Raw genomic sequence first — 11,867 nt, 5'->3', positions numbered from 1 at the left:
GAGTGAGCCCCCGGCCGTGCGGCCGGGGGCTCATTGCTGTCTCAACCAGGCTAAAGTCAGGCGAGGCCGAGGGGCCTCAGGGAGGAACGGAGAGCGATGTACTTCACCGATCGGGGGATCGAGGAGCTTGTCCAACGGCGGGGCGAGGAAGAGGTCAGCCTGCTGTGGCTGGGCGAGCGGCTGCGTGAGTTCGTCGATCTCAACCCCGAGTTCGAGACCCCGGTCGAGCGGCTGGCCACCTGGCTGGCGCGCCTGGACGACGAGGACGACTAGAACCCCCGCCGCTACCCTGACATAACGCGATACATCTTGAGTTTTGGGTTATCGCGACATATCGTGTTTGTCATAGGGACGTGTCGCCAGGAGGGCGGGGAAGCATGCAACAGTGGACGATCGAGGAGCCTCGGCAACTCACGTTCGAGGAAGTGCGATCGCTTGACGTACGCATCGTCTCGGGTCGCCTCGACGTGCTGGCCAGCGACGGACCACCCACGCTGGAGGTCGCCGAGATCGAGTCCGCCTCGCCGCTGATCGTGACGTACGACGAGGACGCCGGCGAGCTCAGCGTCTCCTACAAGGACCTCACCTGGGACGGCCTGCTCGGCTGGCTGCGGCGCGACCGGCGCAGCACGGTGCTGACGATCACCGTGCCCAAGGGCTGCAGCGTCAACGCCGGCGTGGTCTCCGCACCCGCCGTCGTGGCCGGGTTCGAGAAGGAGACACAGGTCAGAAGCGTGTCCGGGGAGATCGTGCTCGACGGCGTCAGCGGCGACGTGAGCGCCTCGACCGTCTCCGCCCCGGTCGAGAGCCGGGCGCTCGACGGCGACCTGTCGTTCAAGAGCGTCTCGGGCGACCTGACCGTGGCCGGCGGCACCCCGCGCAGGCTGCGGGCCAACACCATCTCCGGCCGCATCACCGCGGATCTCACGCTGCGGCCGACGGGGCACGTGACGTTCAACAGCGTGTCCGGCTCCATCCTGGTCAGGCTGCCCGAGAACGTGGAGACGGACGTGAGTCTCAGGTCCACCTCCGGCAGGCTGGTCAGCGGTTTCGAGAAACTGTCCAACGCGAGCGGCCCCGGCATGAAGTCACTGTCGGGGCGGCTGGGGGGCGGCATGGCCTCGCTGTCGGCCATCACGGTCTCCGGTGAGGTCACGCTGCTCAAGGGAGAGAAGGAATGAGTCCTGTCTTCGGTCATGGCCGGCTCCGGCTGTACCTGCTCAAGCTGCTGGACGAGAGCCCGCGCCACGGCTACGAGGTCATCCGGCTGCTCCAGGACCGCTTCCTCGGCGTCTACTCGCCCTCCCCCGGCACGATCTATCCGCGCCTGGCCCGCCTGGAGGAGGAGGGCCTGGTGACGCACGAGGTGGTCGAGGGCAAGAAGGTCTTCTCGATCACCGACAAGGGCCGCGACGAGCTGAACGCCCGCCTCGACGAGCTCGCCGACCTGGAGCAGGAGATCTCCGCCTCGGTGCGCGACATCGCGCGGGAGGTCAAGGAGGACGTACGCGACACGGTCAAGTCGCTGCGCGACGAGCTGACGCGGATGGCCAAGGACGTCCGTACGGAGACCGGCGACGACTCCAAGCGGTTCCGGCAGCAGCAGAAGGAAGACCTCAAGCGGCTCAGGGAACAGCAGAAGCGGCAGTGGATGGAGCACGCCTACCACTGGCAGGACGAGGGCGAGCGGTTCAGCAAGGAGTGGCGCCGGATCTGGTCGGAGGTCTGGGCCACGCTCGGAGCCTCGCCGCCCAACCGGCCCGAGCTCGACGCCGAACTCGGCGAACTCCTGGCCGACTTCGTCGCCCAGGCCCGCCAGGAGGCCTCGGAGGCGCGGCTGACACCGGAGAAGCTGACCGAACTGCGTACAGCGCTCGACGAGGCCGGCGACCGCATCCGCGACATCCTCGAACGCTGACCCGCCTCCCTGGCCGAACCCCGACTCCCCCGGCCTGCCGAGGTCACGGCCCGCCCCTGTCTCCGGCGAGCCACCTTAGTCACGGCCGGACACCAACTCCGGCGAGCCGCCCAAGCTACGACCGGACACCAGCTCCGACCGTCCGCCCGAGCCACGGCCGGACACCAACTCCGGCGGACCGCCACCGAGCCACGGCCGGACACCGGCTTCGGCGACCCGCCGGGATGAGGGCCGGGCGTTGACGGCGTCGGACGGCCCGTGGAGGGCTATGCGGAGCGGAGTTGCCGCTCCAGGCGGCGGGCGCTGCGCGCGGCCTTGCGGGCGTGGTAGGCGATCGGCATGTATCGCAGGCGCTCGGGCAGGCGCGGCATCAGCATCGCCACCGCATGCCCGAGGTGCCGCAGCCGCCGCTCGTCCCGCGCCGTCCAGCGCAGGCCCAGCTTTCTCCGGACGGCGGACGGCAGGGTGCCGACCGTGACGAAGTGGTTGAACTCCCCCGACCCGACCCCCACCGGCGTCCACAAGCGGCGCAGCGGCCCCGGCAACCCGGGTGGGGCCGGGGTGCCGCGCATGACCGTCAGCACGTCGAGCGCGGTCGGATGCGCCTCGAGCCGGTCGGCCACCATGTGGTCGAAATACCGCCAGAACGCCTCCAGATCGTCCGGCATCTCCCGCTCCGGCACTCGCAGGATCGCGCCGAGTTGCCGTGACTCGGCGTAGAGCCGCCGCTCCTGTGGGCGGGTGAACGGGGTGCCGAAATAGCGGTTGAGCGCGATGAAGCGCTCGAACAACGACAGGTGCACCCACGCCCACGCCTCACCGTTCAGCGCGTGGTAGGACCTGCCCTGCTCGTCGATCCCGCTGATCGACTGGTGCAGCCGCCTGAGCCGCTCGCCCTCGGCCAGACCCTCCTCGCCGCCGTACACCCACTTCTGCACGGACGCGAGCGTGCGGTTGAGCCGCCCCCAGGGGTCGGCCTTGTACGTGGAGTGCTCCGCGACGGCCGCGCCCACCGCCGGGTGCATCGTCTGCAGGACCAGCGCGCTGCCGGCCACGAGCAGGTTGCGGTATTCGCCGGCGGTGTCCCAGTGCATCGAACCTGGGCCGAAGGGCTCAACGTCCATGATGACCTCCCGGGTGATACAACCCCACTCCTCTTGTATCACCCGGAAGGCTCAGAAATAACCCCGCACTTATTCAGCGGGTAAAGACGATCTTTCCGAAGATCTCCCCCTCGGCCATGGCGGCGAAGCCGTCGCGTGCGTCCGTCAGGGGCAGCGCCCGGTCGATCTCGGGCCGTACCCCGGTCTGCTCCAGGAAGACGGCCAGCCGCTGGAGCTGCTCGCGCGTCCCCATCGTCGAGCCGACCACGGACAACTGCAGGAAGAAGACCCGGTTCAGATCCGCCGGCGGAACCGCGCCGCTGGTGGCGCCGCTGACGACGATGCGCCCGCCGGGCTTGAGCGACTTGAGCGAGTGGTCCCAGGTGGCCTGTCCCACGGTCTCCATGACCGCGTCCACCCGCTCGGGCAGCCGCGCGCCCGACTCGAAGACCTGGTCGGCGCCGAGCTGCCGGGCGCGGTCCCGCTTGGCCTCGGAGCGGCTGGTGGCCCAGACCCGGTAACCACCGGCCCGCCCGAGCGCGATCAGCGCGGTGGCGACGCCACCGCCCGCCCCCTGCACCAGCACGGTCGCCCCCGGCTGCAGCCCGGCCTTTTCGAACAGCATGCGGTACGCGGTCAGCCACGCCGTCGGCAGGCAGGCCGCGTGCTCGAAGCTCAGAGTGGCGGGCTTGGGAACGAGGTTGCGGCGCGGCACGGCCACGCGTTCGGCGAACGTGCCGTCGTACAGCTCCGACAGCAGCGTGCGCTTGGGGTCGAGCGTCTCGTCGGCGCCCGTGCCGATCACGGAGTGCACGATGACCTCGTTGCCGTCCTCATCCACCCCGGCGGCGTCGCAGCCGAGCACGATCGGCAGCCGGTCCTGCCTGATGCCGACGCCCTTGAGCGTCCACAGGTCGTGGTGGTTGAGCGCGGCCGCCCGCACGGAGACGGTCGTCCATCCGTCCGGCACCTTCGGCTCCGGATGCTCGCCGAGCGTCAGCCCGGCGAGGGGGTTGTCGGGATCGGTCTGTGTGGCGGTTACGGCGAACATGGCCGCACCTTACTTCAGCCCACCCCCTCACCCCCGCCCACCCAACCCTTCAACGCACCCACCCCGACCGCCACCGCCCCGACGACTCCACCACGACACCCGACCGAAACCACTCCAACCACTCCAGCACCACCGCCCGACCAGAAACCGCAACGACCGCTCGGGCACCGCTCTCCCAACCAGGACCACCTCGACTACTCCGGTGCCACCCACCCGACCGGAACCAGCCCGAGCACTCCAGCGCCGCCCACCCAGCCAGGATCAGCCCAACCACGCCAGCGTCGTCCGCCCGGCCAGGACCGGCCCGACCACGCCAGCGTCGTCCGCCCGGCCAGGACCGGCTCGATCACTTCAGCGTCACCCGGATGCCTTTGATCGCCTGTCTCCTGAACGGCTCCGGCCCGGTGACGGCGACCAGCACGTCCCCCCGGCACACCGAGTCGACGGGCCGCCCTCGCCCTTGGACCACGCGGGGCGTCCCGGTGTACTTCTTGCAGTCGAGGGTGGGCACGAGCGCCACCATCTCCCTCGCCCCACCACCGAACCAGAGCTGCGGCCCGACCGCCTCCCCATCCGCGACGTCGCCCGGCTTGGTGAGCCGCGTGCTCCCGCCGGCCGACAGCACCAGGTAGCCGTCCTTGGTCACCCGGCCCTTGAGGTTCTCGGCCAGATCCCGCCGCTGTTCGAAGGTCAACCCCACGCCCCGGTCGTACATCGCCAGCCGCCACTCCTCGAACGTGAACAGCAGCACCTGCCCCTGGGACCCGCTGCCCGCCTGGCGCGGCCAGAGGCTGACGTTGGCGGCGTAGTTTCTGATCGGCTTGCCACCCCGGGTGATCTCGATCTCCCCACCGTACGGGGCCACGAACTGCCGATAGCTCCCATCGACGTAGGCCCCCTGGAACGGGCGCACGCCCATGTCGTCGAGATCCAGCTCGGCCGGATAACGCACCTCGGCCCGCACCCCGTGCGGGAACACGACCCGGATGACCTCGTCACCGCCCTTGACGGTGGCGGGCGGGTTGAGCAGGTTGGGCGCGCTGCTGAGCGTGGTCAGGGACCGGATGGGCTCGGGGCCCGGCATCGCGGGCGATGACTCGGGCTCGGGGTCCCGGCTGGTGAGCAGGCCGACAACGGGGATCAGCAGGAGCGCCAGAACCACCACCAGCCCGATCCACCGGCGACGGCCGCGCTCGCCTGCCTCGATGACGTCGAACTGGTCAGCCACGACGTTCCTAGCCGAGTAGTGCCGGCTTGCGCCCTTGCCCTCAGTTCAGTTGAGCGGCGACCGCCAGCGCAAGCCCTGGAACCTGGAGAAATCCTTGTCGCAGGTCACAAATTCACAACCGTGCTCGATGGCGAGTGCGGCGAGGTAGGCGTCGGGGACGAGCTTGGCCGTCGCGCCGGCTTGGCGGCTCAGGCGGGTGAAGATCTCCCAGTGCCTCGTCTCAGCGGTCACCACCGTCGCGTGGGGCTGGTTGCGATAGCTGTCGGCAAAGGCCAGCGCGCGTTCGAGGGTGTCGGGGTCTTTGTAGATGCGCGGGTTGGTGACCATGCGGATGAAGCCGTTGACCACGAAGTCGCTCACCGCGTAGCCGGAGTCGCCGTTCACCATCTCGTCGATGGCGGCGTGGCAGCGCTCGTGGCTGGTGGACTCGTGGCGGAAGGCGTTGACGAGAACGTTGACGTCAGCAAGCAGCATCGCGTAGCTCCTCGTCGAAGAGGTCGGAGGCGATGTGCTCCAGCTTCTCGCCGGCGTCGAAACGCTCCTGGACCCGTGGCTGGAACCCGGGCTCGGCGGCAGAAGTGATCAGCTCCACGCGGGGCCGCTCGGCCACCTCTATGGAACGGTTGATGAGTTGTCGCAAAGCATCCTCCATGACCGAGTTGAGACTGCGCCCGTTCTTGGCCGCGTACGCCTTCGCCTCGTTGAGGAGCGTCTCGTCGATGCGCACCGTTGTCCTCCGCATGACTCCAGCGTCCGCTGCCGACATAAAAATGTCAACACCAGATAGTAGTCACACCGTCACAGAAATGAGCCCATCTTTACCTCACCAAGAAGCCACATTGACCTTCCCATCCGACGTCACCCGTACCTTCCGCCCCACCAGTTCCCGCGCCTCGGCCTCGGCCAGCAGCTCCGCCTCCGCCACCACCGCGTAAGCCCGCCCCCCGGGCACCTCCACCACCGCGATCCCCCGCTCCGCCGCCCCGTCCCGCCCATGCGCGACCGTGTACCCCGCCACCACCGCCATCCCCTCATAGCCCTCGGCCACCGGCACCTCCTCGGCCACGAACACCGGCGCCGCGCCCCCCAGCCGCCCCCCGGGCTCGCTCGACCACACCGCGTACGTGTGCTTGGTCAGGTGCATCCCCACCCCGGTCACCAGCCCGTGCCCCGACTGGGCCCGCAGCAGCCCCGCCATGGTCGCCGTCGAGTGCAGCACATAGTCGCTGGCCGGCCCGCCCGCGTAGGGCAGCCCGCCGGTGACCGTGAGCCCGCGCCGGTCCAGGGGGTCGAGCCCGATGGCGTCGCACGCCTGCCGCAACGCGATCGCGAAACAGCTGTACACGTCCAGCGCGTGCATGTCGCCCAGCCCCAGCCCGGCCCGTTCGAAGGCGGCCTCGGCGGCCGACGCGACGGCCTGCGAGGAGCCGAGCCGGGGCCGCGCCGCCACCTCCCAGGTGTCCTCCGCGTACGCCCACCCCCGCAGGTACACCCGCCGATCCTTCGGCACCCCCAGCAGATCGGCCAGCCGCGAGGAGGCCAGGACGACGGCCGCCGCCTGGTCCACCTCCAGCACGGCCACCGTGTTGCGGCCGTACGGCCAGCCCACGAACCGGTCGCCGTTCACCAACTCGTCCGCGGTCCTGGCGGTCCTGCGCCACGCGTGCGGGTTGGCCGCCGCCACCTCGGTCATCGGCGCCATCATCCGGCCCCGCTCCGACATCTCGTCCTCGATCGAGGTCCCCAGCGCCGCCCGCCTGGCGGTCTCCATGATCGGATAGGTGTGCACCGGCAGGAACAGCCCATGGGCCAGCGCGGCGGGATGCGGCTCACGCTCCCACCCGTACGGCGGCTTGGGCACGGCGGGGTGGCTCCACGGCACGCGCTCCCCCGCCACCCGGTACGCCCTCCGCGTGGCCAGCGCCTCGGCCCCCACCACCAGGGCCGACTCCACCTCACCGGCCGCGATCGCCGCCGCCGCGGCGCCGATGAGGAGTTGCGGGGCCGTACCCCCGACCTTGGAGTACGCCCGGTGGCGCGGCGTGGCGCCGAGGCGCTCGGCGAGGCGGCGCACGGGCGAGTCGTACTGCCAGGAGTCGGTGTAGACGATCTGGACGGAGCCGAGCCGCCCGACGGGAAGACGCGCGTCGGCCGCGGCGGCGCGCGCCACCTCCTCCCAGAGATCGAGCGGTTCCGGGCCCGGCTGCTCGCGAACGGTGCGTTGCGCGATGCCAATGAGACAGGGGGTGCGAGGATCCATGAACCCATCTAACCAGAACAACGTTCGGTTGATAAGGAGTGGCGTTTGATAATTCACGTTACCGGTGTTGCCCGAGAAAATAGAACACGGCTCCCACCTGCGCGGATGCCAATCACGAATACATGCGAAAAGGCTATTTCTATAACGGAACGGAACCGAGCCATGCCTTTTTACGTCGTTTCCTGGCCGCCGGATCGCGCCATTCAATAACGTTCCGAACGTTTTCCTGGCCCACCGGGGCGCAGTACCCCGCTCTGGGCCGCCGAAAGCCGGAAGGAGCCCCATGCATTCCCGAGCAAGACGCATCGCGATCCCGCTGGCCGGCCTCGTGGCCATCGGACTGGCCGCCGGAATGGCCGGCAGCACCGCGGCGAGCGCGACCGCACCCCCCGACGTCGTCTCCAGGAACGCGGCGATCCCCGCGGAGCAGGCGATCCAGTTCTGGACGCCGGACCGCATCCAGCAGGCCACCGACTACGACGATGGCCTCGACCTGTCCTCCAAAGGCGTCAAGGGCAGCAACGACACCCCCGACGGGCCGGCCGGGTCCGTTCCGCCGATCGGCGCGGAGAAGACCAAGGCCAAGAAGAGCAAGCACGTCAATCTGCCGAACACGGTCGGCCGCGTGTTCTTCACGCTGCCGAAGGCCGACCCGCGCAACCCGAAGAACTGGCGTTACTGCTCGGCCAGTTCCGTGCAGAGCAAGTACCGCAACCTCGTGGCGACCTCCGCCCACTGCGTCTACGACACGAAGAAGAACACCTTCTACGACAACTGGATCTTCATCCCGTCGTACTGGGACGGCGACAAGGCCTGGACCGGCAAGGCCCCGTACGGCATCTACGCCGCCAAGACCTTCAACGCGCACGACGACTTCGTGGTGAAGGAGGACTACGACTTCGACTACGCGTTCGTCAACGTCTACAACGGCATCAAGGTCACCTGGGAGAAGGTCCAGGGCAGGTGGCGCTGGACCGTCAAGAACGTCGGCCGGCTCGGCGACAACGTCGGCGGCCAGGGCTTCACCTGGAACCGGAGCACGAAGCTGAACGTGTTCTCGTTCGGCTACCCGGCGGGCGAGCACCCCGACGGCGACAAGCCGTACACGGGCCGGACGATGAAGTTCTGCTACGGCAAGACCAAGCCGATGCCCGAGGCCGGGAAGTACAACCTGCAGGAGCACATCGGCTTCAAGTGCTCCTTCACCGCGGGCGCGAGCGGCGGGCCGTTGCTCTACAACTACAAGAGCGCGTCGCGCACCGGCTACCTGGTCGGCGTCAACAGCGTCGCGTGGGACACCGACGGCAACGACCGCTACGACCACATCTCCTCGCCGTACTTCAACGGCGACACCTACAAGGTCTACAAGGCCGCGGCGAACCGCTGGACCGGCAACAAGGGCTGATAGGCCGGCACCCTCAGGCCCCGGATCCGAGGGGATCCGGGGCCTTCCCCTGATCGCGGAATGAGATGGGACGGGCGTGGCGTACGCCACTCGAGCAGCCCCGAATGACCACCCGAATGAGCGAATTCATCCATCATGCGCGATCAACGAAACCAGCTCCTACCTGGGGAAACATGGCCGACTAATGATCATTTACACGTATCGTCAGTGCATGACTGACGATGTCCTTATAGTTCACGGTGCACTCTTGACTAGGTAACGAATCTCTATCTGAGCTGCAATACCGTCTGCACATCTGGAAAAATCCACCCTTACGACCCCAAGAAAGGCATTTCATGATCCCCCGCGTCAGGCACCTCGTAGCCGCTGCCGTGAGCAGCGCGCTGCTGATGCTGCCTGCCTTCACGGGGATCGCCCACGCCGCGCCGGTCAGCAAGGTGTATCCCGTCCCTCTGGCCAAGACGCTCGCGGACGTCAAGCGGGTCGCCGACTACTGGAAGCCCGACCGCCTCAAGAAGGCCGACAGCTACAGCCCGGCCACCCCCGGCGCCGCCGCCGGCTCCAACACGCCGGCCACCGCGGCCGCCGGTGCGCCCGTCGCCACGATCAACCGCGCGACCGCCGCACAGAGCGTGGCCCCCGCGCTGCCGCGCAAGGGCTCCGGGGCCAGCACCATGGGCAAGGTCTTCTTCCGGTTCGGCGACAAGGAGTACTGGTGCTCCGCCAGCTCGGTCGCGGCCAAGAACCGCAGCGTGGTCGCCACGGCCGGGCACTGCGCGTACGACTCGCGCCAGGCCAAGCCCGCCGACTACTGGATCTTCGTCCCCAACCACGGCCCCAACGGCGAGACGCCTGAGGGCATCTACGTGGGCGCCTCGATCAGCCTGCACGAAGACTGGTCGGGCAAGGCCGACTACGACTACGACTACGCGTTCGTCACGGTGCACCGCGGGTTCACGTGGGTCGCCAAGGACGGCGGCTACGTCATGCAGGACATCGGCCGGCTCCAGGACAACGTGGGCGGGCTCGGGATCGAGCTGAACAAGAAGCCGGGGACGTACGCGGTGGCCGCGTACGGCTATCCGGCGGGGGCGCAGCCCGACGGCTCGACCCCGTTCAACGGCAAGAAGCTGCTGAAGTGCATGGGCAACCCCACCCGCTACACCGTCGCCCCCAGCCTCGACCTGCAGAAGGGCGTCGAGCTCCAGCCCTGCAACTTCAGCCCGGGCGCCAGCGGCGGCCCGTGGGTGCTCAACTGGAACGAGTCGCGCCGGCTCGGCAGCCTCAACGGCGTCAACAGCCTGACCTGGAACCGCGACGCCAAGGGCCAGTACGACGCGGTCTCGTCCCCGTACTTCGACACCACCACCGGAGAGGTCTACAGAAGCGCCGCCGCGCTCTCGACCCTCACAAGTGTGACGTAAGTCATAGCAACCAGGTGATCACTGCGGGTGATCAGCCGATTCTCTGTCACGGTACGATCACGGCGCGTCTTTGGACCGCTGACATGATCTACCGAAATTTCACACGATCATGGTCAACGCTATAGGTTCCGGGCTGTCCGTTTGCTGAGTTTCGGGGGTGCACGAGGCGCCTCATGTCAGCGCAACCTGGAGTTACCTTGAAGCGAATCCTCCTTCCCGCCGGCGGTGCCGTCCTGGCCACCGGTCTGCTCGCCACCGGCCTGGCCGGCACGGCGCAGGCCGACGGCGACGTCGCCAACGACCCGATGGCCCGCAACACCTCCCAGGCCGTGTCCGTCGCCTCGTTCTGGCTCGCCTCGAACGGCGCCGCCCTGCGCTCCGCGACCCAGTACACGTGGGACGCGAAAGAAGTCCGGAAGGTCGTCTCCAAGGGCGGCTACAGCCCCGACGGCCGCCCCGGCACCACGGCGCCCACCGGCGAGTCGAAGTCCACCGGCAGGGCCCAGAACGTCAACCTCCCGAAGACCGTCGGCAAGGTCTTCTTCGTCGACGGCTCCGGCAAGTTCCGCTGGTGCTCGGGCACCGCCGTCCAGTCGAACTACCGCAACCTGGTCTCCACGGCCGGCCACTGCGTGTACGACACGGACAGCAACTCCCCCACCATGGACAACTGGGTCTTCGTCCCCGGCTACTACCAGGGCAAGGCCCCCTGGGGCATCTACGTGGGCAAGCAGGCCTTCACCCACTACGACTTCGACACCTACGAGGACTACGACCGCGACTACGCGTTCGTCACCGTCTACAACGGCATCACCTCGAACGGCGTCAAGCGCGTGACCCCGCGCGAGTACGCGGGCTTCACCGGCCCGAAGCGCTCGTGGGGCGGCCGCCACTACATCCTGCTGTCCAAGGACGCCGGTCGCCTCGGTGACAACGTCGGCGGCCAGGGCTTCGCCTGGAACCAGGCCACCGGCAAGACGGTCCGCGCCTTCGGCTACCCGGCGGCCCCGCACCCCGACGGCGACAAGCCGTACAGCGGCGTGACCCCGAAGCACTGCTACGGCAAGACCACCGCCAAGGCGGTCGGCGCCCCGTGGCTCAAGATCGAGGAGCACATCGGCCTCAAGTGCGCCGTGACCCCCGGCTACGACGGCGGCCCGTGGCTCCTGAACTACAACAACGGCAAGCGCCTCGGCTACGTGAACGGCGTGACGAGCACCTTCGCCGACCAGGACGGCAACGACCGCATCGACTACATCACGTCCCCGTACTTCGACGGTGAGACGGCGGCGGTCTACAACGCGGCCAAGAACGTCTGGTCCGGCAAGATCGTCGGCCCGCGGGGCGAGCTCTACAAGTAGAACCTCCACCAGGGGAGAAACAGGCGGGGGGCGCGGGCGCGGGGGAGGGGCCCCCCCCCACCCTGACCCGGGGCCCAAGGACCGGCGGAGCCCAGGGGGCGGCCGCCCCCCCAAAAA

At 68.7% G+C, this 11,867-nt stretch carries 12 protein-coding genes; 6 read left to right on the top strand and 6 right to left on the bottom strand.

Annotated elements, in window-relative coordinates:
• Positions 1 to 96 precede the first annotated feature (96 nt).
• The 3 genes from AB0I15_RS00060 to AB0I15_RS00050 all read left to right on the top strand — a co-directional run bounded on the left by AB0I15_RS00060 (position 97) and on the right by AB0I15_RS00050 (position 1,918).
• Positions 97 to 273, top strand: coding sequence for a DUF6104 family protein (locus tag AB0I15_RS00060; protein WP_358087593.1), 177 nt, complete (start codon positions 97 to 99; stop codon positions 271 to 273).
• 152 nt (positions 274 to 425) lie between these two features.
• A complete protein-coding gene (locus AB0I15_RS00055) occupies positions 426 to 1,181 on the top strand; it encodes a DUF4097 family beta strand repeat-containing protein (RefSeq protein WP_358087590.1) in 756 nt (251 codons plus the stop codon).
• The gene (locus AB0I15_RS00050) at positions 1,178 to 1,918 is read left to right on the top strand and encodes a PadR family transcriptional regulator (RefSeq protein WP_358087588.1); all 741 of its coding nucleotides are present in this window, start codon (positions 1,178 to 1,180) and stop codon (positions 1,916 to 1,918) included. The genes AB0I15_RS00055 and AB0I15_RS00050 overlap by 4 nt, the downstream gene beginning before the upstream one ends.
• 266 nt (positions 1,919 to 2,184) lie before the next feature.
• On the opposite strand, the gene AB0I15_RS00045 is transcribed toward AB0I15_RS00050, so the two are convergent.
• The 6 genes from AB0I15_RS00045 to AB0I15_RS00020 all read right to left on the bottom strand — a co-directional run bounded on the left by AB0I15_RS00045 (position 2,185) and on the right by AB0I15_RS00020 (position 7,560).
• On the bottom strand, positions 2,185 to 3,042 hold the full coding sequence (locus tag AB0I15_RS00045; RefSeq protein WP_358087586.1) for an oxygenase MpaB family protein: 858 nt from the start codon (positions 3,040 to 3,042) through the stop codon (positions 2,185 to 2,187).
• 73 nt (positions 3,043 to 3,115) lie between these two features.
• Entirely contained in the window at positions 3,116 to 4,072 is a 957-nt protein-coding gene (locus tag AB0I15_RS00040) for a zinc-binding dehydrogenase (RefSeq protein WP_358087583.1), read from the bottom strand.
• Positions 4,073 to 4,418: 346 nt separating this feature from the next.
• On the bottom strand, positions 4,419 to 5,300 hold the full coding sequence (locus AB0I15_RS00035) for a hypothetical protein (RefSeq protein ID WP_358087580.1): 882 nt from the start codon (positions 5,298 to 5,300) through the stop codon (positions 4,419 to 4,421).
• A gap of 45 nt (positions 5,301 to 5,345) precedes the next feature.
• Positions 5,346 to 5,774 carry a type II toxin-antitoxin system VapC family toxin gene (locus tag AB0I15_RS00030; protein ID WP_358087577.1) on the bottom strand — a complete coding sequence of 143 codons (429 nt, stop codon included), beginning with the start codon at positions 5,772 to 5,774 and terminating at the stop codon, positions 5,346 to 5,348.
• The gene (locus AB0I15_RS00025) at positions 5,761 to 6,027 is read right to left on the bottom strand and encodes a hypothetical protein (RefSeq protein WP_358087575.1); all 267 of its coding nucleotides are present in this window, start codon (positions 6,025 to 6,027) and stop codon (positions 5,761 to 5,763) included. The genes AB0I15_RS00030 and AB0I15_RS00025 overlap by 14 nt, the downstream gene beginning before the upstream one ends.
• A 96-nt stretch (positions 6,028 to 6,123) precedes the next feature.
• Positions 6,124 to 7,560 (bottom strand): acetyl-CoA synthetase, encoded by a 1,437-nt coding sequence (locus AB0I15_RS00020; RefSeq protein ID WP_358087572.1) that lies wholly within the window; start codon positions 7,558 to 7,560, stop codon positions 6,124 to 6,126.
• Between the two features lie 283 nt (positions 7,561 to 7,843).
• Between AB0I15_RS00020 and AB0I15_RS00015 the strand changes: the two genes are divergently transcribed.
• The 3 genes from AB0I15_RS00015 (at position 7,844) to AB0I15_RS00005 (ending at position 11,750) form a co-directional block, all read left to right on the top strand.
• Positions 7,844 to 8,965, top strand: a complete 1,122-nt coding sequence (locus AB0I15_RS00015) for a serine protease (protein WP_358087570.1) — start codon at positions 7,844 to 7,846, stop codon at positions 8,963 to 8,965.
• Between the two features lie 335 nt (positions 8,966 to 9,300).
• Positions 9,301 to 10,389, top strand: coding sequence for a trypsin-like serine protease (locus AB0I15_RS00010; RefSeq protein WP_358087568.1), 1,089 nt, complete (start codon positions 9,301 to 9,303; stop codon positions 10,387 to 10,389).
• Positions 10,390 to 10,586: 197 nt separating this feature from the next.
• The gene (locus AB0I15_RS00005) at positions 10,587 to 11,750 is read left to right on the top strand and encodes a hypothetical protein (RefSeq protein ID WP_358087565.1); all 1,164 of its coding nucleotides are present in this window, start codon (positions 10,587 to 10,589) and stop codon (positions 11,748 to 11,750) included.
• Positions 11,751 to 11,867 lie beyond the last annotated feature (117 nt).

Origin of the sequence: Nonomuraea sp. NPDC050643 (genome assembly GCF_040654715.1) — a bacterium.
Taxonomy (GTDB): Bacteria; Actinomycetota; Actinomycetes; order Streptosporangiales; family Streptosporangiaceae; genus Nonomuraea.
This window is presented reverse-complemented; position numbering and strand designations above follow the sequence as displayed.